Annotated in this window: 19 protein-coding genes and 1 pseudogene; 14 read left to right on the top strand and 6 right to left on the bottom strand. The window is 38.9% G+C overall.

Annotated elements, in window-relative coordinates; all coding sequences use genetic code 11:
- Positions 1–44: 44 nt before the first annotated feature.
- Entirely contained in the window at positions 45–590 is a 546-nt protein-coding gene (gene seqA / locus PR767_RS07625; RefSeq protein WP_109911042.1) for a replication initiation negative regulator SeqA, read from the bottom strand.
- A gap of 324 nt (positions 591–914) precedes the next feature.
- On the opposite strand from seqA, the gene ybfF reads away from it, so the two are divergent.
- From ybfF to PR767_RS07585, 8 genes are all read left to right on the top strand, one after another.
- Positions 915–1,697 carry an esterase gene (gene ybfF / locus PR767_RS07620; protein WP_272520086.1) on the top strand — a complete coding sequence of 261 codons (783 nt, stop codon included), beginning with the start codon at positions 915–917 and terminating at the stop codon, positions 1,695–1,697.
- A 242-nt stretch (positions 1,698–1,939) separates the two neighbouring features.
- Positions 1,940–4,045 carry a peptidase domain-containing ABC transporter gene (locus tag PR767_RS07615; protein ID WP_123382114.1) on the top strand — a complete coding sequence of 702 codons (2,106 nt, stop codon included), beginning with the start codon at positions 1,940–1,942 and terminating at the stop codon, positions 4,043–4,045.
- Complete coding sequence (locus PR767_RS07610) at positions 4,042–5,370, top strand: HlyD family type I secretion periplasmic adaptor subunit (RefSeq protein ID WP_004909537.1); 1,329 nt, start codon at positions 4,042–4,044, stop codon at positions 5,368–5,370. Before PR767_RS07615 ends, PR767_RS07610 begins: the two co-directional genes overlap by 4 nt.
- A gap of 3 nt (positions 5,371–5,373) precedes the next feature.
- Positions 5,374–7,473 (top strand): type I secretion system permease/ATPase, encoded by a 2,100-nt coding sequence (locus tag PR767_RS07605; protein WP_272520085.1) that lies wholly within the window; start codon positions 5,374–5,376, stop codon positions 7,471–7,473.
- A gap of 169 nt (positions 7,474–7,642) precedes the next feature.
- Positions 7,643–7,936, top strand: a complete 294-nt coding sequence (gene ybfE, locus PR767_RS07600) for a LexA regulated protein (RefSeq protein ID WP_004909532.1) — start codon at positions 7,643–7,645, stop codon at positions 7,934–7,936.
- Between the two features lie 154 nt (positions 7,937–8,090).
- Positions 8,091–8,618: a flavodoxin FldA gene (gene fldA, locus PR767_RS07595; RefSeq protein ID WP_004256261.1), complete on the top strand. Its 528-nt coding sequence runs from the start codon at positions 8,091–8,093 to the stop codon at positions 8,616–8,618.
- 268 nt (positions 8,619–8,886) lie between these two features.
- Positions 8,887–9,336 carry a ferric iron uptake transcriptional regulator gene (fur, locus tag PR767_RS07590; protein WP_004256285.1) on the top strand — a complete coding sequence of 150 codons (450 nt, stop codon included), beginning with the start codon at positions 8,887–8,889 and terminating at the stop codon, positions 9,334–9,336.
- 640 nt (positions 9,337–9,976) lie between these two features.
- Positions 9,977–10,510 carry a bactofilin family protein gene (locus tag PR767_RS07585; protein WP_238562697.1) on the top strand — a complete coding sequence of 178 codons (534 nt, stop codon included), beginning with the start codon at positions 9,977–9,979 and terminating at the stop codon, positions 10,508–10,510.
- Between the two features lie 177 nt (positions 10,511–10,687).
- Here the strand turns inward: PR767_RS07585 and chiP are convergent, their stop codons facing one another.
- The gene (chiP, locus tag PR767_RS07580) at positions 10,688–12,085 is read right to left on the bottom strand and encodes a chitoporin ChiP (protein ID WP_004909523.1); all 1,398 of its coding nucleotides are present in this window, start codon (positions 12,083–12,085) and stop codon (positions 10,688–10,690) included.
- A 563-nt stretch (positions 12,086–12,648) separates the two neighbouring features.
- Here chiP and PR767_RS07575 point away from each other — a divergent pair.
- Positions 12,649–12,795 (top strand): annotated as a pseudogene (locus tag PR767_RS07575) (oxidoreductase); the annotation flags it as partial.
- 159 nt (positions 12,796–12,954) lie between these two features.
- Here the strand turns inward: PR767_RS07575 and ansB are convergent.
- Complete coding sequence (gene ansB / locus PR767_RS07570) at positions 12,955–13,998, bottom strand: L-asparaginase 2 (protein ID WP_109911037.1); 1,044 nt, start codon at positions 13,996–13,998, stop codon at positions 12,955–12,957.
- Between the two features lie 194 nt (positions 13,999–14,192).
- Here ansB and ycaO point away from each other — a divergent pair, with 194 nt between their 5' ends.
- Positions 14,193–15,947 (top strand): 30S ribosomal protein S12 methylthiotransferase accessory factor YcaO, encoded by a 1,755-nt coding sequence (gene ycaO / locus PR767_RS07565; RefSeq protein ID WP_272520084.1) that lies wholly within the window; start codon positions 14,193–14,195, stop codon positions 15,945–15,947.
- 67 nt (positions 15,948–16,014) lie between these two features.
- Here ycaO and PR767_RS07560 read toward each other — a convergent pair whose 3' ends face one another.
- From PR767_RS07560 to PR767_RS07550, 3 genes are read right to left on the bottom strand one after another with little or no spacing between them, the layout of a single operon-like run.
- The gene (locus PR767_RS07560; protein ID WP_109911035.1) at positions 16,015–17,610 is read right to left on the bottom strand and encodes a UxaA family hydrolase; all 1,596 of its coding nucleotides are present in this window, start codon (positions 17,608–17,610) and stop codon (positions 16,015–16,017) included.
- Positions 17,611–17,634: 24 nt separating this feature from the next.
- The gene (locus PR767_RS07555) at positions 17,635–18,948 is read right to left on the bottom strand and encodes an MFS transporter (protein WP_272520083.1); all 1,314 of its coding nucleotides are present in this window, start codon (positions 18,946–18,948) and stop codon (positions 17,635–17,637) included.
- A gap of 51 nt (positions 18,949–18,999) precedes the next feature.
- A complete protein-coding gene (locus PR767_RS07550) occupies positions 19,000–19,893 on the bottom strand; it encodes a dihydrodipicolinate synthase family protein (protein ID WP_272520082.1) in 894 nt (297 codons plus the stop codon).
- Positions 19,894–20,238: 345 nt separating this feature from the next.
- Here PR767_RS07550 and PR767_RS07545 point away from each other — a divergent pair, with 345 nt between their 5' ends.
- The 4 genes from PR767_RS07545 to pflA all read left to right on the top strand — a co-directional run bounded on the left by PR767_RS07545 (position 20,239) and on the right by pflA (position 25,605).
- On the top strand, positions 20,239–21,012 hold the full coding sequence (locus tag PR767_RS07545) for an IclR family transcriptional regulator (protein ID WP_272520081.1): 774 nt from the start codon (positions 20,239–20,241) through the stop codon (positions 21,010–21,012).
- A gap of 462 nt (positions 21,013–21,474) precedes the next feature.
- On the top strand, positions 21,475–22,332 hold the full coding sequence (gene focA, locus PR767_RS07540; RefSeq protein ID WP_109911032.1) for a formate transporter FocA: 858 nt from the start codon (positions 21,475–21,477) through the stop codon (positions 22,330–22,332).
- Positions 22,333–22,402: 70 nt separating this feature from the next.
- The gene (gene pflB, locus PR767_RS07535) at positions 22,403–24,685 is read left to right on the top strand and encodes a formate C-acetyltransferase (RefSeq protein ID WP_109911031.1); all 2,283 of its coding nucleotides are present in this window, start codon (positions 22,403–22,405) and stop codon (positions 24,683–24,685) included.
- Positions 24,686–24,852: 167 nt separating this feature from the next.
- A complete protein-coding gene (pflA, locus tag PR767_RS07530; RefSeq protein ID WP_042851778.1) occupies positions 24,853–25,605 on the top strand; it encodes a pyruvate formate lyase 1-activating protein in 753 nt (250 codons plus the stop codon).
- Positions 25,606–25,625 lie beyond the last annotated feature (20 nt).

Here is a 25,625-nt window from a genome sequence, read left to right as displayed (position 1 = left end):
AAAGCACTGATGCTTTGTTATCAACACCAGTGGCCTGTCAGTTTTTAAATAGTATTACAAACTTTTTCAATCACATTGGCTGGAAATTGCATTTCCTGCATGATTGCATCAACCATACTACGCTTACGATTAGTATTCGTATTTGTGATCACCCAATAGGGTGTTCCTGGTATATGACGCGGCTTAGATTGCTTGCCAGCTGCAAGTAATGTTTGCTCATCACCAGCAAAATAAATACGAGTTCGGCCATGCATTAACTCTGTTGCACTCGCAAAACGATTTGAATCTAAACTATATAAGGTAGATAAAATCAACATAAAGCGGTCAATCGCTTTACTTTTTTCTGCATAAGCGTCAGATAACAGAAGCTCTCTAATGACTCTAACAGGATTTAATGCAACAGCGGGTGTACTCATCGCAGGTTCAGCCTTAATGACGGCATGTTCCTGACTAATTTCTTTTGCTTGTACTGGCTGCCCGGATTTGAAATTTAACATACGGCGCAAAATATCCGATGCACTTTCACCGATATGCTGTGTATGGCTCGCAATATAGCGGTAAAGCTCTTCATCAACTTCTATCGTTTTCATTTTTTCCCAGTACTTATTTAACTAAAATTTGCGGTGTGATTATAAGACAGATTTAAAAAAAACAAAACAATTAAAATTTCAATAACTTAAAGTAAACACTTTTCTAAGTTCAAAGATAATTCAGTGGGTTATCATGCCATTAATTTCAATATTTTACTTCCGTGAGCGAATTCAATTTTCTGAAATTTATTGGCTATAAACCTCCTAGTTATCGACTATTAACTTACCTTGGCCAGGATCGCAGTTTATTCGACCATTTGGATTTTACTCAGAGCCGTGACATGATAAGACCACATGTACCACTGACGAATTGATCAAATAAATATGACTGTGTTAATTAACCATACTATCCATAAACCTGAAAATCCAATCTCAAATAGCCCTATAGTACTCATACATGGGTTATTTGGTGACCTCAATAACTTAGGTGTTTTAGGTCGTAATTTACAACAATATTTCGATACGATTCAAATTGATGTTCGTAATCACGGTGACTCATTCCGTGATGAGCAAATGAGTTACCAGCAAATGGCCCAAGATGTTATTACATTAATAAAATCTTTAGGGTACGAAAATGCTATTTTAATTGGTCACTCAATGGGTGGCAAAATAGCCATGGCTGCAACTGCAATCGCCCCTAATTTTATTGATAGCATCGTTGCTATTGATATGGCGCCTGTCGCTTACCAAGTCCGTCGTCATGATAAAATATTTGCGGCTCTTGATGCCGTCACGGAAAAAAATGCGAAAACTCGCCAAGAAGCTACCGTGATTATGCGTAATTATATTAACGAAGATGGCGTTATCCAATTTCTGCTTAAATCTTTTAAACAAGGTGAATGGAAATTTAATTTGCCTGCCCTCAAAGCGAATTATGAACATATTATTGGTTGGGAAACCGTACCCGCTTGGAATAAACCCGTATTGTTAATCCCCGGAGGAAACTCCCCTTATGTGCAAGCGGAATATAAAGAGCAAATAGCGCAACAATTTCCACAAGCCAAAGCATGGGTTGTCGCCGATACGGGCCACTGGGTTCATGCAGAAAAACCAGACCATGTATTAAGAGCTATCCATCGCTTTTTATCTATTCCTGATCCTGAATAATTAATCATATTTAAATATAGATATTGGAAAGACATGTATCTTTTCAATATCTTTAAATATATTTGTAGTTAAATATAATTACTTTATTAATTACACAATAAGACTAACTTCAATACACAGCGAATTATAAACCCTGTATTATCCAAATTCTACTCTACCTTATTACTATCTAGTGCATATTTTATTAATGCAAGTTTGGATTTAAAAATTCAAATAACTTAAGGAATTTATTAATATAGAAAATGGATAGTCTAAAATCAAAATCAACATTATATTTCATTAGTGTCATTGCTAAGTTATCAGGGCAAGTAAATCCTAAAGAACTAGAACAAACACTCAATCAATCTATTGGTTATAATGAAAAAATTAACATTATTAAATCGAAACACAACATTCGCTGTAGGAATAAATATCAGAAAGATAAAAATATAGCTAAAATCGTTTGCCCAGCAATTTTATATAATACCAAAAGCGAAGCTTTTCTATTAGCTAACCGCAATCAAGAACAAGTTCTCATTCAGCAATTTGGGAATAAACCGCCAGAGATATGGAGCATTGACGAGCTAAACCAACAATGGAGTGGCCATTGGTTACAGGTAAGCCTTAAACAAGGGCAATTTGACATCACTTGGTTCCAAGCTGAATTTATGAAATACAAATCCATTATTTTGTGGGTTTTATTTTTTTCATTTATATTGCAAATCCTCGCATTAGTCTCCCCTATTGTTATGCAAGTGATTATGGATAAGGTGCTCGTTCATAATAGCTTAGTCACCTTGGACGTTTTAATTTTTGGGTTAATGGTTGCTGCACTAATAGAAGTAACGTTAAAAGGGTTACGTGAATATATTTACCATCATACAGTTAACCGTATTGATATGACACTCGGCTTAAAGCTAGTTAATCATTTATTGAGATTGCCTATTCCCTTTTTTAAAAGTAGGCAAATAGGCGCGATTGTCACTCGCGTAAAAGAGCTCGAAACTATTCGCGAATTTTTAACCAGTAGTTTTTTCACGCTATGTGTTGATGTGTTGTTTTTATTTGTATTCATTTTCGTGATGAATTTAATATCCACAACACTCACAATAATATTTTTGTGCTCTATTCCTTTTTATCTTTTATTGGCTTGGTGGCTAACGCCTAAAATCGAGTCTGCCGCACAGCAACAGTTTACTAATATCGCCATTAATACCTCTTTTTTGACCGAAAGTATTAATGGGATAGAAACCGCCAAAAGTTTATCCGTCGAACCGAATTTTACGCGTCGCTGGGATGGTCAAACCTCAGATATGAGCCAAACTAACTTTGTAGCAGGACAAATTAGCTCCCGTTCCGAGCATCTCGTAATGGCTATCGAAAAAATTACCAGTGCGATTGTATTATGGGTTGGTGCCTCTGAAGTTTTAGCATTGCAGATGACAATTGGCCAACTTATTGCTTTTTATATGATGGTTAACCATGCTAACCAGCCTCTCATCAAACTGACCAAGCTATGGGGAGACTATATTCGCACGAGCGTCGCTATCGAAAAACTTTCCCAGATTATCAACTTACCCATCGAACAATCTCAGCAAGAAAATAAATTACCTCTTCAAGGGCATTTAAACCTAAAAAATATCTCGTTCCGCTACCAACCGAACATGCCGTTTGTTCTAAAAAACTTTAATTTAAATATTGCAGCGGGAGAAACCATTGGCATTGTTGGCACATCAGGGTCAGGCAAGAGCACTCTTGCTAAATTATTACTACGGCTTTATACCCCTGAAAGTGGAACCATATTTGTGGATGGCACTCCCATATCCGCGATTAACTTACACTCTCTTCGTCAGCAAATTGGTATTGTGTTGCAAGAGAATTTCTTATTCAGCCAATCTGTTTTTCATAATATTGCTCAAACCTCACCTAATGCCTCCATGGATGAAGTGGTTCATGCTGCCAAAATGGCGGGAGCACATGAATTTATTTTGAAATTACCCAAAGGCTACGACACTGTTCTTGCTGAGGGGGGATCATCTCTTTCTGGCGGCCAACGCCAACGCATTGCAATTGCTAGAACGCTGCTTTCAAACCCTAGAGTAATTATTTTTGATGAGGCGACTAGCGCTTTAGACGACGAATCCCAAGCAGTTATTCAAGAAAATATGCAATTCATTGCCAAAGGAAGAACCGTCATCACAATTGCTCACCGCTTATCAACCATTCGCCATCACCAGCGGATTATTGTGATGCAACATGGTGAAATCATTGAGCAAGGTAGCCATCAGCAACTTATTGAACAAGGTAATTTTTATAAACACTTGTGGACTCTACAGCAGTCTCTGAAATCAGACATGGACGTAAAATGAAACATCGATTAGACAAAAACCGTTATAACAGCTTTTTGCCTTCACACTTGGCGATATTAAAAACTCCCCCATCTTACTTGGCACTTTACGTCGCTATTTCTATTAGTGTGGGTATTTTTCTTGCTGTGACTTGGTCGTTTTTTGGTAAGTTGGATATTCAAGCCACCACGCAGGGTAAACTTATTGTTTCAGGGCGAACACAATTAATTCAAGCGTTTGAATTAAGCCGTTTAGAACATATTCATGTTACTGATGGGCAAACAGTAAAACAAGGCGATCCTTTAATTACCGTCAATGTGTTAGGTGTTGACCAAGATATTCTAAGTTTAAATTATCAACACAACTTCCATTTGGCCGAAATAGTAATTTATCAAGCATTGATTTCACAACAGCCTATTGAGCAGTTACCTCTATTTAATCAATTAACTGAACTAGAGCAAAACAACACGCGGGCTAGCTATCAAACACAAAAATTAGAATTTGATTCATTAATGAATGAACTTAATAATGAAATTCAATTGAATACCGTCAATCAACAAGCCCGAAAAGATGAATTACTTACCATCAACTCCCTTATTGTCAATATCAAAAAACGCCTCGATGCACACCATTCGTTAACTGAAAAACAGTTAATCAGTCAAAAGGAATTTTTAGAACAAGAGCGAGAGCTATTAATCGCTAAAAAAGAAAAAGTGACCAAATTATCTGAGCTTTCAATTCTGAAAAGCCAGCACCATGCCTTAAATGAAAAAATAGACCGGATAAAAGCCCAAAAAAACCAAGAGTGGGATGAGAAATACAAACAAGCTGACTTTAAACGAGCTTCTCTTGAGCAAGAACTATTAAAAAATAAAGAAAGAAATCAATTAGAAATTATACGAGCCCCCGTTGATGGCACTATTCAACAGCTTGCTACACACACTTTAGGAGCTGTATTGCAACCCGCACAGCAACTAATGGCTGTTGTTCCTAACAATAATGTTCAATTAGCTGAAATTAAAATCTTGAACAAAGACATTGGGTTCATCCATGAAGGGTTGAGAGCAGAGGTGAAAATAGATGCATTCCCTTACACACGTTATGGCACGATTGAAGGTGAAGTGATTTCCATATCGCGCGACAGTACTCTCGATGAAAAGCTTGGATTAGTGTTCTTAGGGCAAATTGGTCTTAACCAAAAAGAACTATCCGTTGATGGTGAATCTATTGAACTGACTCCCGGTTTATCCATTGTGGCAGAAATAAAAACGGATAAACGCCGTATTATTGACTACTTGCTTAGCCCTATTAATGAATACACCTCAAACGCGATGAGAGAAAAATAATCGATGGAACAGTTTAATAATCATGGCTTGGATGCCTTAGTTTGGGTGGCTAAATATTACCAAAACAATGTTTCATCAGATCAACTCAGGCACGCAATTGGTATGCAAACTATATCTCCTACAGAGTGGGAAATTAGAGAGTGTGCACATACATTGGGGTATGAAACCGAGCTTATTACTGCGCGATACACACAATTAATAACGCTACCTTTACCCGCTTTAATCTATATAGATGGTTTTTGGCAAGTTATTAGCCAAGAAAATGAATTAATTCTCATTAACCCTACTAATGAGGAACGAAAACCTATTCATAACTCTATTGGACATCAAGAAACTGAATATGATGTATTACTCATTAAGGAGCAATTAGAGCCAGAGCAAAAAAAGGCCTTTGGCTTTAGCTGGTTTATTCCCTCTGTTTTGCGACAACATGTTAAATTACGAAATATTTTTATTCTCTCTGCCATTATTCAGCTTTTCGCCTTAATTAGCCCGCTGTTGTTTCAGAATTTAATCGACAAAGTGTTAGTTGGTCGCAGTCTCTCAAATTTACATGTCATTGCATTGGCGATTTTTGCCATTGCTGTTGCAGAACCGATATATGGTTTTATTCGTAATAAAATTTTTAGTCATAGTAGTAGCCAGATCAGTGCTGAGTTGTCAGGGAAAATTTATCGCCACTTAATGGCCTTACCGTTAAATTATTTTAAGCTAAGGCCAACAGGGAAAATTATTGCCAGAATCCGTGAATTAGCCCATATAAGGCAATTTTTAACGGGCTCAACACTGATGCTGTTTATTGATTTTATCTTTGTCATCCTTTTTGTCGCAGTTTTATTTTCCTACAGTAGTTTGATGGCTTGGATTTTATTGGGCTCAATGGGGGTATTTTTTGTTTTATGGATGATACTCAGCCCCATTATTCGCCAACAAACTGAAAAATCTTATCAAGCGGATGAAAATGGTCTCACTTTTCTCACCGAAAGTATTACTGGGATTGAAACCATCAAAACAACCGCAACAGAAAAATACTTTAATCAACGTTGGAAAAAAATATTTAGCAAACAGCTAACTCAAAGCTTTAAAGTCTCAATGCGCAGTGAAGTAGCCTCTCAATTAATGACATTTGTGAGCAAAATAACGACTGCGATCCTTTTGTGGGTCGGTGTCAAAGAGGTATTAAATGGTGGAATTTCTCCTGGCGAATTAGTGGCATTTAATATGCTAAGTGCGCATGTTACGCAGCCCGTATTGCGGTTTGCCCAGGTTTGGCAAGATTTCCAACATACCATTATTTCATTACGCCGAGTGGGAGATATTCTTGATGAACCGGTAGAAAATGAACGTAAAGGGATTGCAAATACATCAAATATTCACGGAAAAATAGAGTTTCAAAATATCCGTTTTCGCTATCAACCTGATACACCTGAAGTTCTCAATAATTTATCCTTAATGGTTAATGCAGGTGAATTTATTGGTATTACTGGCCCCTCAGGTTCAGGAAAAAGTACCTTAACGAAATTATTACAGCGGCTTTATGTCCCACAACATGGGCAAGTTATTGTTGATGGCATGGATTTAGCTGTCGCAGATACCGTATCATTACGCCGAAAAATGAGCGTCGTATTACAAGAAAGTACCTTATTCGTTGGTTCTATCGCAGATAATATCCGTTTGAGTCATCCACAAGCGACTGACGAGCAGGTGATTCACGCAGCAAAATTAGCGGGAGCTTATGAATTTATCATGACATTGACTGATAATTTTAATTATCCCTTATCAGAAAAAGGCTCCAATCTTTCAGGTGGTCAACGTCAAAGGATTGCACTTGCGCGTGCATTACTCACCGAACCCGATATCTTAATTCTCGATGAGGCCACTTCTGCACTCGATTACGAGTCAGAAGCCGCCATTATGGAGAATATGCCATTAATTACTCAAGGAAGAACCGTCATTAGCATTGCTCACCGGCTAAATACGATTATGCACGCTGATAGGATATGTGTGATTTGCCAAGGAGAAGTACACGAGATGGATACCCACGAAAACTTACTCAAATCAAATGGTTTATACGCCAATTTATGGCACCAGCAGACACAATAATACGAATAAAAAAGCATCACGCTTATAGCAAGTGGTGCTTTTTTACCAAAAGCGCTCATTTTACAATCAATTAAACCCAATCATCATTGATGAAGCTATAGCACAAGGGGATTAGCTAGGGTATCATGGCGCGCTGAATTACTGGCACACCCTTTTAGCAGTTATAGACATGGCAAAAGAACAAACGGATCGAACGACACTAGATTTGTTCGCTGAGGAACGAAGGCCTGGGCGACCTAAAACAAGCCCGCTATCACGGGATGAACAACTGAGGATCAACAAACGCAACCAACTGAAACGAGATAAAGTGAAGGGATTGCGCAGAGTTGAATTGAAACTGAACGAAGACGCTGTCGCGGTATTGAATCAGTTAGCTGAAGATAAAAATATAAGCCGTAGTGAATTGATCGAAGAAATTTTGATGTCACAACTTGAACATGTTGATACATCAATACTCAAGTAACGTTATCTTGATAAATCACACAAATTTGACAGACTTAGCAACATTTTTTCGCCAAAATAAGGCGTAATATTCTATCTATTTTCGTTCTAAACGGGCTATAGAAGGCGAATTTTCACCTCTAGCTCTCTTAGAAAAACAAGAGGTTAATCACTTTATGGCAGTCATAGGCATTTTCTTCGGAAGTGACACAGGTAACACAGAAAATATTGCCAAAATGATCCAAGAAAGATTAGGCAAAGATGTAGCAGAAGTTCACGATATCGCGAAATGCAGCAAAGAAGATATTGAAGCTTTTGACATTCTACTTCTTGGTATTCCAACTTGGTATTATGGTGAAGCCCAATGTGACTGGGATGATTTTTTCCCTACTCTCGAAGAGATTGATTTCGAAGGTAAACTTGTCGCCTTATTTGGTTGTGGAGACCAAGAAGACTACGCTGAATATTTCTGTGATGCTATGGGTACGATCCGCGATATTATCGAACCACGTGGTGCTGTTATTGTTGGTCACTGGCCAACAGAAGGTTATCACTTTGAAGTATCCAAAGGCATGGCAGATGACAACCATTTTATTGGTTTAGCTATTGATGAAGATCGTCAACCTGAGCTAACTGATGAACGTGTTGATGCATGGGTAAAACAAATCTCTGAAGAAATGTCTTTAGCTGAAATTTTAGGCTGATAGACTACATAAAGAACCCTTACCCATAGATTACACCACTGTCTTACACAAAATGAACCCCAAAGCCAGTGGCGTAGTCTAAAATAACCGATAAGGTATCCTAATAGGATAGGTTCTCAAGAGATTATCAAAATAATGAGACAATGCATGGTTTCTATTTTTATTTTCCATGCCTATAATTGTAAATCAGTTTAGAAGACAACTGTATTGATGTTAAAAATGTCTCATTATTGTTAAATTTATGATTTAAGATACAGGACAAACCCGCATGACAGACAACAATAAAGCATTGAAAAATGCTGGACTCAAAGTCACTCTTCCAAGATTAAAGATTTTGGAAGTACTTCAAGAGCCTGAGTGCCACCACGTCAGTGCGGAAGATCTCTATAAAAAGCTGATCGATATGGGTGAAGAGATCGGGTTAGCAACTGTATACCGCGTGTTAAACCAGTTTGATGATGCCGGTATCGTAACCCGTCACAACTTCGAGGGTGGTAAATCTGTATTCGAACTAACTCAGCAACATCACCATGACCATTTAATCTGTTTAGATTGTGGAAAAGTGATTGAGTTTACTGACGAATCCATTGAAACCCGCCAAAAGAATATCGCTGCTCGCCATGGCATTAAACTATCTAACCATAGTTTATATCTATATGGTCATTGCGCAGATGGTGATTGCCGTGACAATGCTGACGCACACGAAGCAAAAGAGTAATAGTATTCAACCATCGTTGATGAAACATCATGGTTAAAAATGCCAAAACCCTGATAATACAATTTTATCGGGGTTTTTTATTTTAAGTATTAATATTCCCTTTTTTACTCGATTAGTGATAATTGTTAGTAAGTAACTTAAACACAATTATTTATCACTGTATTTTAGCAACAATGCAAGATTTTTATAAAAACTATAATAGTTGCAATTCAAATCAAAACCCTTATATTATTTCAGAGATAAATATATTCCGTTATCTAGAATAATACTTTACATATCAAAGTGGTATATAAATAACATCATAGATGATTCCAAACATTTCATACTATTTAAAATTATTTAATTACCTTGCTATAATTTCAACTCCAAATTAGAGAGTTAATGATCCAAATGTAGTCATAACGTTAAATCATCATTTAAATGCGTAATTACATTTATTGACTAAACTAATTGAGTACTTGAGTAATTTGTAAGAGATTAACTGATGAAAAAAACCTATCTTTTTCTCAATACAAGTTTTTTCTTCTGGTTTCTTACTTTAATAGGGTGGTTTTTTAGCTATTCGTCTATCACCTTATTTTCGTTTGTATTATCAATACTGTTCTTGATCGTATACTTCAATCAAAAAAAGGTAAGTAAAATGTTCACCAAAAGACAAAACAAGCCCACGCCTACAGCGACGTCCCCTTCTATAAGTAATGAGCCTGAAGTGACTACAAAAATAGAAGAACAAATAACACTGTCAACTCCGACTATTAGTGAAGAAAAATCGAATACGATTATCTCTAGGGACGTTATTTTTGAAGGAAATATTACGTCTAATGAGCAAGTGCATATCTATGGGAAAGTCATTGGAAATATAACAGGAAAAGAAAATACGGTTAAAGTTATGTTAAACGGCCAAGTTACGGGAAATATCACCTGCAAAGAACTGGTGGTTAATGGTCGTATTGAAGGTGAATGCTTATCTGATACTATTTGTATTGAAAATAATGGGGAAATCCACGGTACTATCCATTACAGTAGTTTATCAATTAAAAAAGGGGGGATTTTATCTGGCCAAGCACAAGTTAAAAACCCACCCCATCAATCAGAAAAAGTTACCGTATTAAAAAATAAATTAAAACAAGATACCCTTATACTCAATGAAAGTGTAAATAACGTATCCTTGTAATAAAAAAACAAAATAAGGTAAATAAATTTACCTTGTTTTTAACTCTTAATATAAGTGTTTATTCTTGTCTTAATATTCCATTCAATATTAAAAATATATGATAAGCCTTTAGCTATCAGGGCAAATGACTGCTATAGTTTCTTTATAGCAGTCATTGCTACTAAAGGATTTTACTAATTAGAATACCGTGAATGGCATCATCACCATAAATTTAATATCTTTTTCATCTTGGAAGATATTTCCGTAACCACCGCCATAGCTCGGAATATCTGTATGGTTATCATACTTGGTAAAATGCAGTTTAAATAGCGTATCTTTTGCTCGACCTGACTGTACGGTATATAAAATATCAAAGTTCCATGCGCTTTCTTTTAAGCGTACATCCTGAGCATATTGGCTATTGGTACTTGGTTTAGCATCCCATCCATAAATATATGAGGTTCCAACCTTCCATCCAGCTAAGTCCCAATTTTTTAAATCATACATGACACCGGCCATAACGGCTTTTTCATTATTAGCATTCCAATCCGAACGGCCATCCCACCAAATGTCCATGCGACCATTTGATGTTGCCCAACCGGGGGTCATACGCTGCAGGAAATAACCTTGGTTACCTTTGGCTTTTACATAGGTTCCTTCTAATTTAAAATCAAATTCATCGTAAGTGTAGCCTAGTGTCATCGCTTGCAACCAAGCTAAACCGTCATAAACATCGTTAACTCCACCGCCTGAAACCTTATCTTTTGCACCATAAAATTGATAAGACATACGTAAGTCACGGTCAACAACAGGAACTGCATAGGAAACCTTGGCAAAATATTGATCCATATAGCTTTTAGCTTGCCCATATGCCCCTTCTAAGACTAAATTGTTTTTAAAGTCATATTTAAAGCCAATTGAGTGTAAATAACTGATCCCAGTTTCACCATCCGCTTCACGGAAGTCATACATGCTACGGTACCAAGGTGCTTTATAGCGGTCGGTCCACATATAGGACATGCTAAGTTCACCATTTTGCTCAAAATCAAACACCCCGCCTACCTCTAATCCGCGATATGTACCCGGCATATAGCTCCAGTGGGATGCGAGTAAAGTTTGACCAGTAGGTTGAATATAGCCACCTCTACCCCAGAAAGGGCCATATTTCAATTTTGCAGCAGCCTTATAAAAAGTCACACCACTGCGATCACCTGTCCATTTTTCATCCCAACGTGATTTTGCATCACTAAAACCGATTTCATTGGGTGCAGCTGGGCCACTATTTGATAACTCAATAGCGGTAAAACCCGCTAAATCTAGCCCGATGATGTCCTGAAAATAACCGGATGAGAAATCAAGACTGGCATTAAATGTTGAGTGTTTAAGATTATCCGCATACTTTTTATATTTATCGCTATTTGGGTCTAAATCTTTACGTGAACGATCGCGTTGCCAGTAGTAAAGGCCACCTGTAAGTTTTGAATCTTCAATAAATTGCTCCGCATGCATGATTGGTTGGTAACCAATAGGAAGCATTGCTATTGCAATTTTTAAGACGAGCAATTTCCTGCCAGTATTGACATTTTTATTAACCATTCTTGTATTCCTCTAATATTTTTTAATTTTATTTTTCGGCCGAAATACGATTTAACTTTCCATTTAAATCTAAATATTCACAATGAGTTATATCTCTTGCGATGTATTTAGCCTATTTTTTGCAACGCGAATTATCAACACAGATACAGGCTTTGTTGCCAAAATATGATCAACGGCACATTAATTTTAATTAACTGTCATTATCACCGATGATGACCTTGCTAAAAATAAAAAGTAATTGATTGATAAATATAAAAAATATGCATGGGATACGTATAAGGAAGTGTTTAAGAAAAAATCAATAAATTAACTAATTGTTCCTTAATTTCGTCTATTCTGCAGGAATTCGCTAAGTTCTATCACCACATTGACCTAATTGCCTTAAAATAGATCAGATTACTGAGTCAAATAATTAGGATAAATGTTGTTATGCTGAAAAATAACATACACAGCTATAAAATTTCTCAATAAATAATCAAATAAAATGTACAGCATTATTAAGAGAAGCACCGCATTATCATTTGCTATTATGAACTCTCCTTTTCAATATAAAGAGTTCGTAAATGAAAATAGACTTAACAGGCAAACGCGCATTAGTCAGTGCATCAACAGCTGGAATTGGTTATGCAATTGCTAAAGGCCTCGCTAATTGTGGCGCAGAAGTTTTGATTAATGGCCGTAACAATATACGTGTTAATGATGCCGTTTCTCTGCAGCGACTTCCGGTGCAGCCTTACGTGTTGATGGTGGCGTTATCGATGACATTGTGTAATTCGAGCATTCAATAATATTGCCTTATTGTCACAGCAAAACTAACGGGGTACAGGCTACTGCACCCCGCTGTATGAAATAAATACTCGTTTTGATAATTAATATTTTTCGAATAATGCCTGAATTTGCTGAGGATCTTTAGTCTGAGTTAAGGCTAATTGCAGCAATACGCGCGCTTTTTGCGGATTTAACCTTTCTGAAGCAACAAAACCATATAAGTTATCATCCACTTCGGCATTTCTTGTCGTATACCCTGTTGGTACACGGCTTGAGCGAACGACAACCACGTCTTCTTTCGCTGCTTTTGCTAAAGCGTCAAAGACAGTCTTATACATATTACCGTTACCCACACCCGCGCTTACAATTCCTTCAACCCCTTCTTCTCTCAATGCTTTCACAGGAGCTGCTGATGCATTGGCATAGTTATAAACGATACCTACCGCAGGGAGCTTTTCGAGCTTACTGACGTCGAATGCCGCTTTGTCACTACGAGGTTGCGCTGCTTGGAAATAAGTAACTTTACCATCATGAATAAAGCCTTCTGCCCCACTATTAACGGCATCAAACGCTTGTACTTCAGTGGTGCTCATTTTCATCACATTACGGCCTTGCACGACTTTATCGTTCATTGCCATCAAAACACCGCGCTCTCCAGCAGACTTATCCGTCGCTAAAACGACTGCATTATACAGGTTCAAAGGACCGTCAGCGCCTAAAGCCGTTGACGGTCGCATTGCACCAACCAAGACAATGGGCTTTTTACATTGCGTGGTTAAATCAAGGAAGAATGCCGTTTCTTCTAAAGTATCAGTACCGTGAGTGATTACAAAACCATCTGTTTTATCACAATCTTGGTTAATTTTTTTCGCCAGTGCCAGCCAAACTTGGTCATTCATATCTTGCGAACCAATATTCACCAATTGCTCACCGCTTAAATTAGCGATTTTTTTGGTTTCTGGCACCGCATTAATTAAAGCATCAATCCCTACTTTACCCGCTTGGTAACTGGAGGATGTGGCTGAATCACCACCACCTGCTATCGTTCCCCCTGTCGCCAATACCGTAATATTCGGTTGAGCGATAGCGGATACGGCAAACAGTGAAACCAATGTCGCCAAAAGCGCTTTATTTCTGTTTTTCATCCTATTTTCCTTTCATTAATAAACTTCGGTTATTATGTGGAATTGTGCTGAATTTTATGTGACCTATACAATTATTTTAGGATAAATAATGAATTTTAAGATGATTTATCTATGAATGAATAAAAAGCGTGAGGCTTGCAGCAAAAATCCGTATCATAGCCCGTTTGAAACACTCTATTCACAAGTGACTGACAATGAGCCAAACTTTTATTCCCGGCAAAGATGCCGCTCTTGAAGATTCCATTGATGCATTTCAAACCAAATTAAAGAAATTAGGGTTTGATATTGAAGAAGCCTCTTGGTTAAACCCTGTACCTAACGTTTGGTCTGTACATATCCGCGATAAAGCGTGCCCACTTTGCTTTACTAATGGTAAAGGGGCGAGCAAGAAAGCTGCATTAGCCTCAGCGCTTGGTGAGTATTTTGAGCGTTTATCAACGAATTACTTCTTTGCGGATTTCTACCTAGGTAAATCTATTGCTGAAGGGGATTTTGTCCACTACCCTAATGAAAAATGGTTCCCATTAACCGAAGATGATAGCTTACCTGAAGGGTTATTAGACAATCGTTTGATTAAGTTTTATGACCCCGACAACGCCTTAGCCGCCAGCCAATTAATTGACTTGCAATCTGGTAATGAAGAACGCGGTATTTGTGCACTGCCATTTACCCGTCAATCAGACAACCAAACCGTATATATTCCAATGAATATTGTTGGAAACCTCTATGTTTCTAACGGAATGTCTGCGGGCAATACAGCCAACGAAGCTCGTGTACAAGGGCTTTCCGAAGTCTTTGAACGCTTTGTAAAAAATAAAATCATTGCTGAAAGTATTAGCCTACCGGCTATCCCAGCAGACGTCATGGCACGCTACCCTGCGGTAGTTGAAGCGGTTGAAACCTTAGAAAAAGAAGGTTTTCCAATTTTCTGTTATGACGCATCACTCGGTGGCCAGTACCCTGTGATTTGTGTGGTGTTATTTAACCCACAAAATGGGACTTGTTTTGCCTCATTTGGTGCTCACCCCGACTTTGGTGTTGCCCTTGAGCGTACCGTCACGGAATTACTGCAAGGCCGTGGCTTAAAAGACCTCGATGTGTTTAATGCACCGACCTTTGATGACGAAGAAGTGGCTGAGCACACGAATCTTGAAACTCACTTTATTGATTCAAGCGGTTTAATTAGCTGGGATCTGTTTAAAGATGATGCCGATTATGCCTTTGTAGATTGGAGCTTTAAAGGCACAACTCAAGAAGAGTTTGCAACACTGATCAGTATTTTCAATACATTAGATGCTGAAGTCTATATTGCAGATTATAACCACTTGGGTGTCTACGCTTGCCGAATCTTAGTCCCAGGTATGTCTGATATTTACCCAGTTGAAGACTTACATATCGCCAATAACGCGATGGGCGCTTATTTACGCGACACCATTATCAACCTACCTGATAGCCAATGGGAAAAACAAGACTATCTTGCCCTTATCGAGCAATTAGATGACGACGGTTTAGATGATTTTACCCGTGTTCGTGAATTACTTGGTTTGGCAGTAGGTAAAGACAATGGGTGGAGTAACCTGCGTATTGGTGAACTAAAATCCATGTTGGCACTAGCGGGTGGAGACCTTGAACAAGCACTTGCTTGGGTTGAATGGACACAAGACTTCAATAGCTCAGTATTTACTGCCGAGCGCGCAAATTATTATCGTTGCTTGCAAACCCTGTTGTTGTTATCTCAAGAAGAAGAACGTGACCCTGCGCAATACTACAACGCCTTTGTGCGTATGTATGGTCAAGAGGCAGTAGATGCTGCATCAGCCGCTATCGCTGGGGAATCATGCTTCTATGGCTTGTGGTCTATTGACGAAGAACTTAAAGCACTTCCTGCGCATCAAGCTTTGCTGGCTGCTTATGAAAAGCTGCAAAAAGCAAAGCGTGATAATGCATAATGTGAATTAAATCGTTGACGGGGAACTTGCCCCGTCAACATTTTTACATTTTATTGGTTTATATTAATTATAAATCCAATGAACGTTTCCATAATAAGAAATCAAACTGTTCTAGGCGATCCGCTTGGACCTGATAGTCACCGCTTGCCGTATCAATTACCCGTTCAAATAGCCCTTTACTTATTGTCGGTAATGGAACCCCATCAATAATTGGCCCGCAATCATAATCAATTATGTCCGATAGGCGCTCTGCAATGGCACTATTCGTCGATATTTTTAAAACAGGTACAATCGGGTTCCCTGTGGGAGTGCCAAGCCCTGTTGAGAAAATAACCACATTACACCCTGCAGCAACAAGTCCTGTGACTGCATCAACATCATTACCTGGCGTACAAACTAAGGATAACCCACTGTCAGGCATCGGCTCCGCATAGTCACACACCGCACTAATCGGCGATGTTCCGCCTTTTTTAGCCGCTCCGGTCGATTTAATCGCATCGGTTATTAGCCCGTCCGCAATATTGCCGGGACTTGGGTTATCGGCAATGGTAGTATTAAAGAAATTCGCTGTTTTTTCATAACGTTCCATCAAATCTAAGAATTTTTTCTTATCTTCAAAAGAGACGCACCGTTTCACCATATCCCCTTCTGCACCACATAATTCCGGAAATTCAGCTAACCCTGATGCGCCCCCCAAAGTCACTAGCCAATCAGAAACTAGCCCCATCGCAGGGTTACCCGAGATCCCAGAAAAACCGTCAGAAGCGCCACATTTCACACCGAGTTTTAAATGAGACAACGGAACGTCCACACGAGATTGCGGTATGACGGCCTTCATGCACTCATAGGTTTGCTTCAATGCTGTTTGCATCATTTCTTCTTCGCTACTCCACTCTTGCTGGCGAAAGTAAAGTGCAGGTTTAGCAAAATTAGGGTTACGAGCAACAAGTGACTCTTTAAACATTTTACGCTGTGCTTTTTCACAGCCCAAACTGAATACCGTAATACCGATGACATTAGGGTGGTCCGCATAAGCAGCAAGCACATCACACATCGTTTTACTGTCAGAGGTCGCTCCACCACAACCACTCGTGACCGTAATACATCGTACACCTTCTATATGTGGGAATAATTTAGGTTTTGCCGTTCCCCCTTGCTCACCAGCTGTTAAATCCAACGCAAAATTTTTCAAACTATTATTGGTATAACCTAATGCTTCATTTAAGGCGTCTGTAAGTTTTGTTACATTGCGGTTTTCACAAAATACCAATGGAAAAATTAACCAGTAGTTTGCGGTTCCTACTCGCCCATCCTCACGTACATAGCCTTTAAATGTGCGTCCTTGATATGCAGATACATCAGGTGCATTCCACTCGTACGGTGCATCTTGTTCTAAAGAAACTGGGGCTGCATAGTGGCGAATATTATCGACTGTGATAACTTCACCTTTTGCAATTGGCTTTGTTGCTTTTCCTACTGCTGTGCCATACATAGAAACAATGCCATCAACGGGTATCGCTTCCATGGCAAATTTATGCTTTGCTTTAACATCAGTCACGAGGGTCACATCTTCACTTCCCCAGTGATAAATATCCCCTGCTTGCAAGTCCTTTAAGGCAACAATTAGGTTGTCGCTCTCATCAATTTTGAGAATTTTTTGCATGTCACACCTTCCTAAAAATTGTCATTAGTTAGATGACAATGCGTTGAGATTCTTGTTATGCGTATTTTTTTTAAGTAATGCGATTAAGACGGCACAACCTACGGTGATCACCACTAATGTCACGATACCTGCGGTATTGCTATTCATCATTTTATCGACTTCCACGCGAATGATTGGCGCGAGGAATGAACAAAATGCCCCCATGGTGGTACAGAAACCAATTCCTGCTGCTAATGCAGGGCCGCTTAATAACTGAGGAGGAAACGTCCAAAATACTGGTTGAACGGATAAAAAACCAACAGCGCTTAAACATAATGCTGCAATAGCAAAAACAGGGCTTGCAAATGCTGACAATGCCAAACCTAATGCTGCGGCTAACATACACAGCACTGAGATTTCGATGCGACGAGTTGGATGGCGGTCAGCAAAACGAGGAATGTAATACACCCCGAATGCAGAACAAGCCCAAGGTATGGCAGCAACTAAGGATTGTTTAAAGCCTAAACTTTCCCCCATTAAGGACGCAACTTGGGAAGGCAGAAAGAACATCAAACCGTATACTGAAATTTGTATCGTGCCGTAAATCAGTGCAAGGTGCCAAACTTTGATATTTTTTAGTGCAGATAATACCGATGTGGTTTCAGTTTTTGCATTTTCTTTGGCTAATTGTTCAGTTAGCGCTTTTTTCTCTTCTTCGGTTAAAAAACGGGCTTTTTCAGGGCTATCATCCAAATAAAAGAAAGCAAAAATACCAATCACAACGGCAGGAAGTCCTTCAATGACAAACATCCAGAACCAACCTGGCCGGCCTAACCAGCCATGCAATTCCAGTAACGCGCCTGATAATGGCGAACCCAGTGTCAATGCCAAAGGTACACCTAGAACAAAGATCCCAATTACAGACCCACGTACATTATTGGGGAAATAAATTGAGGCTAATAATAGAATGCCTGGATAAAAGCCAGCTTCCCCAAGTCCCAACAAGAAACGCAAAACTATAAATTGCGTTTCATTGGTGATAAAACCTGTCATTGCCGACAGAACGCCCCAGATTACCGTGGTAATACTCAGCCACTTTTGCGCACCAATTTTGTTTAAAATTAAGTTAGCGGGAATGCCAAATAGCGCATATGCCGCAAAGAAAATACCGGCACCAAAAGCAAACGCTGAATCAGATAAACCAATGTCGACTTGCATTGCATCTTTCGCAAAACCTACGTTGACTCGGTCAATAAATGCAACAAAATACAAAATAAACATCAGGGGTACTAAACGTTTCCACGATTTGGCTATCGCAGAATTTAAAACAGGATTGTTATAAGCTTTAGTTGTCGCCATGATATTTTTCCCTGTTGGTAAGATGTTCTATTGTGTTTGATTCAGGAAAGGTCAGAGCGGTGAATCAGCAAGGGTTAACAACTGCTGAAGTTGCTCAATCTGTATATTGTTCAACCCAATAAATGGTGCTGTACAATAATCTGAATTAACCACACCTTTTAGCTGCAACGCTTTCTTAAAGGTTGGGATGAATGGCGCATTGACGCCATATATAGCCATCAATTGGTCTACTCGTTGCTGGTGTTTTGCCACTAACGCTAAATCACCTTGGGTAAACGCATGCATCCATGATGCAAAAAATTGCGGCACAATATTTGAAAGCCCACCAATGCACCCATTTCCCCCCGATAACACCACATGAGCAAAGTTATTATCGTAACCTGCGTATACCTCAAAATGAGGCAAGCGTGATTTCACCGTTTCAATCACTTGGGCGGTATGAGTCGTGTCAGGAATGGTATCTTTTAATCCGATGATATTGGGATATTTATCCGCTAAACGTAGGCAAACATCAGGGGAGACAGAATAACCTGTTCGTTCAGGAAAGTTATAAATGAAAATGTTAGCAGATGTTTTTGCTGCTATCGCACTGTAAAAACGAAAAACACCTTCATCATCTAGCGGGAAATAATATGGGCTAATAATCATCACCCCATCGATTCCTTTTTCATATGCATAGTTAGCCAATTCAATCGACTCTTCCACATCAAGGCGGCTTGCCCCTGCATAAACACGCATTTCCTCCTTGGGATAACGACCACATAGGTCGATGAGTTTTTTTGAGCTCTGCATATTGAGCGCAAAAAACTCCCCCGTGCTTCCCATAGTGACAAAACCGGAGACTTTGCCCTTCAATGAGTCATAAACACGTATATTTTGTTCTATATCCACTCGACCTTTGTCATCAAAGATGGTCACTACTGGAGTGATATAACGACTTTCCATACTGATAATCTCCTCGTTACCGATGTTCATATATACAAACTACATTCATAAATAAAAACTACAAACAAGAAATCATGAATCATTGATTGAGTCAAATTCATACAACTCATATGAAAATTTTATGTAATAATCTGATTAAAAAGATATTTGAAGGGATTAAGTGGTCATAAAGCTAACTAAAGAATAATTTTTTTATTGCTAAATTTTGAGCAAAGTCACGCCTTTTGGATGACTTTACCCATTATTAAGAGTGACCAATTTGAGATTAAACGTATTCCTGAGATGATTTACATAGTGGTATTTTAAACCTAGAATAGCGACAAAATTAATCAGGGAGGTGGTTTAATGTCTACGGGGCACATGCCGACAATTCGGGTATTAGAAATACTGCAAGTTTTATCGGCTGAAAATACTGGGCTTTCTTTGACGCAACTTTCTGATAAAACACAAATATTAAAAGGGACGATTTATCCTATCTTAAAAACATTGGTTGAACATCGGTATATTAATTACGATGATAATAGCCAGCTATATTATTTAGGTATCGCCTGCTCGCTTCTTTCCCGCTCATTTTTCGAAAAATCCTATTGGCTAAAAATGGTTCATCGGGAAATTGTGCATATCGTTGATGAATGCAATGAAGTGTGCCAAATGGGGATTTTAGACGGTGCTAATGTGTTATACATTGATAAAGTTCAATCGGCGCAAAAGGTCCAATTAATCTCTAATATTGGAACTCGTTTGCCTGCGATTTACTCGGCACTGGGTAAGGCTATGATTTTTAACTACAGTGACCAGCAAATTTCCGAACTTTATCCTTCGGGTTTTACTCCGTTAACCCAATACAGCGTGCAAACTTTGGCTGAACTGCGCCTACAGCTTAACGCGGTTCGCGAAAATAGTTATGCCGTTGATAATAAAGAAATTGATGAAGAAACCATTTGTTATGCTGTCTCATTACGACAACGCAATAACATCATTGCGGCAATCAGTGTGTCTATCCCAACCTTCCGCATCGATGAACCCAAAGTGAACCAAGTCATCAAAACGCTCTTAACTAGTCGAGAACGTATTGAGCAAGAACTAAACACTCTTGACAATATTGAATTTTATACCTAGTTACAACGTTAAAAACGGATTGTTTTATTAAGATATATCACTTTAATTTATCGATTAATTTATATTAATCTTTTATTATTTGCATAATTGTTAGATAAATATTGCAAAAATATGGTTTGGCTAAGGAATATATATCGGAATCTCCCCTAATTAACTAGGGCATTATGCAAACATAAGTTAAATTATATGCCAAAGAGATCATATTCATCTTAAATAGTTAACATTTACGCGTATATTTTTACTTATTTTGCTGGCCAAAACTGACTTTATAAAAATTTTATATAAATTTTAAAAAATATTTAAACCTTATTTATCAAATGGATAAGTTGTAATTTAACATTAAATTAACCGTTTTCACCACTCTCTCTAGAGAGTTCATGATCCATATCAAATTTATCAATTCTCCCCTTTGTTACTATTATTGCGTGCTATAATTAATCAACTTTGTAAGAGAGTGTTGGTATGAAAGCTGACAACCCTTTTAATTTATTGCCACCAGCTGTAATGGCGCAAGTCGCAGATGATGCCTCTGTTTATAAGGCAAATAAACATCCTGCAATTACTTACTTGTCAGCATTCACTGCCGGTATTTTTATCTCTATCGCATTTGTATTCTATATCACGGCAACAACCGGGGCAGCTGAAGCGCCTTATGGTTTCACTAAACTTATTGGCGGGATTTGTTTCTCCTTAGGCCTGATGTTAGTGGTTGTATGTGGTGCAGACCTTTTCACCTCCACCGTACTCACTATCGTCTCAAAAGCCACAGGTAGAATCACTTGGGGGCAAATGTTCCTCAACTGGTTTAATGTCTATATTGGTAACTTAATTGGCGCGCTGTTCTTTGTTGCACTGATTTGGTTTGCAGGACAATACACCGCAGCCAATGGCCAATGGGGATTAAATGTATTACAAACCACCAGCCATAAATTGCACCATACCTTTATTGAAGCGGTTGCATTAGGAATTTTAGCAAACTTAATGGTTTGCCTTGCCGTTTGGATGAGTTACTCCGGCCGTAGTTTAACTGATAAACTGGTCGTTCTAGTGTTACCTGTCGCGATGTTTGTGGCGAGTGGTTTTGAGCATAGTATTGCAAACATGTTCATGATCCCATTAGGTATTATGATTAAAGAGTTTGCACCTGCTGAATATTGGTCTCAAATAAATATGTCTCCTGATCAATTTTCACACCTAACAGTCGGTAACTTTATTACAGATAACTTAATTCCAGTTACTATCGGAAATATTATTGGCGGCGCGATTTTAGTCGGCCTCATTTATTGGTTTATGCATTTACGTAGTGGCCAAAAACATTAATAGCCACTGACACACACTAAAAGATTTATTAAGATCCCTAAAAGATCCATTGTTAAAAGGTAAAAGTATCATGTCCGAGTTAAATGAAAAATTCGCTTTAGCATGGCAAGGTTTTAACCAAGGTGACTGGCAGAATAACGTCAACGTACGTGATTTCATCCAGAAAAACTACACTCCATATGAAGGTGATGAATCTTTCTTAGCAGGCTCTACTCCAGCAACTGACACGTTGTGGGATAAAGTCATGGAAGGGATCAAAATCGAAAACCGCACTCATGCGCCAGTTGATTTTGACACAGATGTCGCTTCAACCATCACTTCCCATGATGCAGGTTACATTACTAAAGAATTAGAAAAAATTGTTGGTTTACAAACTGATGCACCTCTGAAACGAGGTCTTATCCCGTTCGGTGGTATCAAAATGGTTGAAGGCTCATGCAAAGCTTACGACCGCACTTTAGACCCTGAAATCAAAAAAATCTTCACTGAATACCGTAAAACTCACAACCAAGGTGTTTTCGACGTTTACACACCAGACATCTTAAAATGCCGTAAATCAGGTATCTTAACGGGTCTACCTGATGCATATGGTCGTGGTCGTATCATCGGTGACTACCGTCGTGTTGCACTGTACGGTATTGATTTCCTGATGAAAGACAAATTTAACCAATTCACCTCTTTGCAAGAAAGATTAGAAAAAGGTGAAGACTTACAAATGACTATCCAACTGCGCGAAGAAATTGCTGAACAGCACCGTGCATTAGGTCAAATGAAAGAAATGGCTGCAAAATACGGTTACGATATTTCTGCACCAGCAACAAACGCACAAGAAGCAGTACAGTGGACTTACTTCGGTTACTTAGCCGCTGTTAAATCACAAAACGGTGCTGCAATGTCATTTGGTCGTGTTTCTACCTTCTTAGACGTGTATATCCAACGTGACTTAGAAGCAGGTAAAATCACCGAACAACAAGCGCAAGAATTAATTGACCACTTAGTCATGAAACTGCGTATGGTACGTTTCTTACGTACTCCTGAATACGATGAGCTGTTCTCTGGTGACCCAATCTGGGCAACTGAGTCATTAGCAGGTATGGGCCTTGATGGTCGTACTCTGGTAACGAAAAGCACATTCCGTTTCCTGAACACACTGTATACCATGGGCCCATCTCCTGAGCCAAACATGACTATCCTGTGGTCAGAAAAACTGCCTATGAATTTCAAAAAATTCGCAGCAAAAGTGTCTATCGATACCTCATCAGTTCAGTATGAAAATGATGACCTGATGCGTCCAGACTTCAATAACGATGACTACGCAATCGCATGTTGCGTCAGCCCAATGATTGTTGGTAAACAAATGCAGTTCTTCGGTGCTCGCGCAAACTTAGCGAAAACCATGCTGTATACCATCAATGGTGGTGTTGATGAAAAACTGAAAATGCAAGTAGGTCCTAAACATACACCAATCATGGACGAAGTCTTAGATTTCGATACTGTGATGAACCAAATGGACCACTTCATGGATTGGTTAGCAACTCAGTACGTCACTGCACTGAACTGCATCCACTTCATGCATGATAAATACAGCTATGAAGCTTCACTGATGGCGTTACATGACCGTGATGTATATCGCACCATGGCTTGTGGTATCGCGGGTCTATCTGTTGCTGCTGACTCACTGTCTGCAATCAAATATGCGAAAGTTAAACCAATTCGTGACGAAGACGGTATTGCTATCGACTTCGAAATCGAAGGTGAATACCCTCAATTTGGTAACAACGACTCTCGTGTAGATGATATCGCGTGTGACTTAGTTGAACGTTTCATGAAGAAAATTCAGAAACTGCCTACTTACCGTAACGCGGTACCAACTCAGTCAATCCTGACCATCACATCTAACGTTGTGTATGGTAAGAAAACAGGTAACACACCAGATGGTCGTCGTGCAGGTGCACCATTCGGACCAGGTGCAAACCCAATGCACGGTCGTGACCAAAAAGGTGCGGTAGCTTCACTGACTTCTGTTGCTAAACTGCCATTTGCTTACGCGAAAGATGGTATTTCTTATACTTTCTCTATCGTACCAAATGCGTTAGGTAAAGATGATGACGTTCGTAAAACTAACTTAGCCGGTCTGATGGATGGTTACTTCCACCACGAAGCGTCTATCGAAGGCGGCCAGCACTTAAACGTTAACGTTATGAATCGTGAAATGCTGTTAGATGCAATGGAAAACCCAGAGAAATATCCACAGCTGACTATTCGTGTATCGGGATATGCTGTACGTTTCAACTCACTGACTAAAGAACAACAGCAAGACGTTATTACTCGTACTTTCACAAGCACAATGTAATAATTAGCTTATTAAAATAAAGTAAATTAAAGACCCCGCTTTATGGGGTCTTTTTATCTATACCAGCAACGATATTTTTTCTCTAAAGTTTGCGGTATGACAGATATTTTGGAGTGCCTGCTATGTCTATCGATGATACAAAAACCAAAACAATAGCGATAACTAATATGACAGAAACCCCAACCACACTCGGCCGCATTCATTCATTTGAATCATGCGGAACGGTCGATGGTCCAGGGATCCGTTTTATTGTCTTTTTCCAAGGCTGCTTAATGCGCTGCCTGTATTGCCATAACCGCGATACTTGGGACACCCATGGTGGCAATATCGTCACTGTTGATGAATTAATGAAAGAAGCCGTGACCTATCGCCACTTTATGAACGCGACTGGCGGCGGCGTTACCGCCTCTGGTGGTGAAGCTATCTTACAAGCCGAATTTGTTCGTGACTGGTTCCGCGCATGTAAAAAAGAAAATATTCATACTTGCCTTGATACCAATGGCTTTGTGCGCCGCTACGACCCAGTGATTGATGAACTGATGGATGTCACTGACTTAGTGATGCTTGATTTAAAACAAATCGATGATGCAATTCATCAAAAATTAGTGGGTGTTTCTAATCACCGTACTTTGGAATTTGCCCGTTACCTTGCCAAACGCAACCAAAAAACCTGGGTACGCTATGTTGTCGTGCCGGGTTGGAGCGATGACGACCATTCAGTACATTTACTGGGCGAATTTACCAAAGATATGAACAATATCGAGAAAATCGAATTATTACCTTACCATGAGCTTGGTAAACACAAATGGGAAACTATGGGTGAAGAATACAAGCTAGATGGCGTTAGACCACCATCAAAAGAAGTGATGGAACGAGTCAAAAGCATTCTTGAAAGTTATGGTCACAAAGTGATGTACTAAAATTATAGAGGCTCTTTGCA

This window comes from Providencia sp. PROV223 (genome assembly GCF_028479245.1).
Lineage (GTDB): Bacteria > Pseudomonadota > Gammaproteobacteria > Enterobacterales > Enterobacteriaceae > Providencia > Providencia rettgeri.
Note: the sequence above shows the minus strand (reverse complement) of the source record. Positions and strands in the feature narration are given on the sequence as shown.

Bases quoted from the DNA above. Each gene is read 5' to 3' on its own strand.
- ansB (WP_109911037.1), bottom strand. From the start codon at position 13,998: ATGAAAAACAGAAATAAAGCGCTTTTGGCGACATTGGTTTCACTGTTT.
- ybfF (WP_272520086.1), top strand. From the start codon at position 915: ATGACTGTGTTAATTAACCATACTATCCATAAACCTGAAAATCCAATC.
- fldA (WP_004256261.1), top strand. From the start codon at position 8,091: ATGGCAGTCATAGGCATTTTCTTCGGAAGTGACACAGGTAACACAGAA.
- fur (WP_004256285.1), top strand. From the start codon at position 8,887: ATGACAGACAACAATAAAGCATTGAAAAATGCTGGACTCAAAGTCACT.
- PR767_RS07555 (WP_272520083.1), bottom strand. From the start codon at position 18,948: ATGGCGACAACTAAAGCTTATAACAATCCTGTTTTAAATTCTGCGATA.
- ycaO (WP_272520084.1), top strand. From the start codon at position 14,193: ATGAGCCAAACTTTTATTCCCGGCAAAGATGCCGCTCTTGAAGATTCC.
- PR767_RS07550 (WP_272520082.1), bottom strand. From the start codon at position 19,893: ATGGAAAGTCGTTATATCACTCCAGTAGTGACCATCTTTGATGACAAA.
- seqA (WP_109911042.1), bottom strand. From the start codon at position 590: ATGAAAACGATAGAAGTTGATGAAGAGCTTTACCGCTATATTGCGAGC.
- PR767_RS07615 (WP_123382114.1), top strand. From the start codon at position 1,940: ATGGATAGTCTAAAATCAAAATCAACATTATATTTCATTAGTGTCATT.
- chiP (WP_004909523.1), bottom strand. From the start codon at position 12,085: ATGGTTAATAAAAATGTCAATACTGGCAGGAAATTGCTCGTCTTAAAA.
- PR767_RS07560 (WP_109911035.1), bottom strand. From the start codon at position 17,610: ATGCAAAAAATTCTCAAAATTGATGAGAGCGACAACCTAATTGTTGCC.
- PR767_RS07610 (WP_004909537.1), top strand. From the start codon at position 4,042: ATGAAACATCGATTAGACAAAAACCGTTATAACAGCTTTTTGCCTTCA.
- ybfE (WP_004909532.1), top strand. From the start codon at position 7,643: ATGGCAAAAGAACAAACGGATCGAACGACACTAGATTTGTTCGCTGAG.
- focA (WP_109911032.1), top strand. From the start codon at position 21,475: ATGAAAGCTGACAACCCTTTTAATTTATTGCCACCAGCTGTAATGGCG.
- PR767_RS07545 (WP_272520081.1), top strand. From the start codon at position 20,239: ATGTCTACGGGGCACATGCCGACAATTCGGGTATTAGAAATACTGCAA.
- pflB (WP_109911031.1), top strand. From the start codon at position 22,403: ATGTCCGAGTTAAATGAAAAATTCGCTTTAGCATGGCAAGGTTTTAAC.
- PR767_RS07605 (WP_272520085.1), top strand. From the start codon at position 5,374: ATGGAACAGTTTAATAATCATGGCTTGGATGCCTTAGTTTGGGTGGCT.
- pflA (WP_042851778.1), top strand. From the start codon at position 24,853: ATGACAGAAACCCCAACCACACTCGGCCGCATTCATTCATTTGAATCA.
- PR767_RS07585 (WP_238562697.1), top strand. From the start codon at position 9,977: ATGTTCACCAAAAGACAAAACAAGCCCACGCCTACAGCGACGTCCCCT.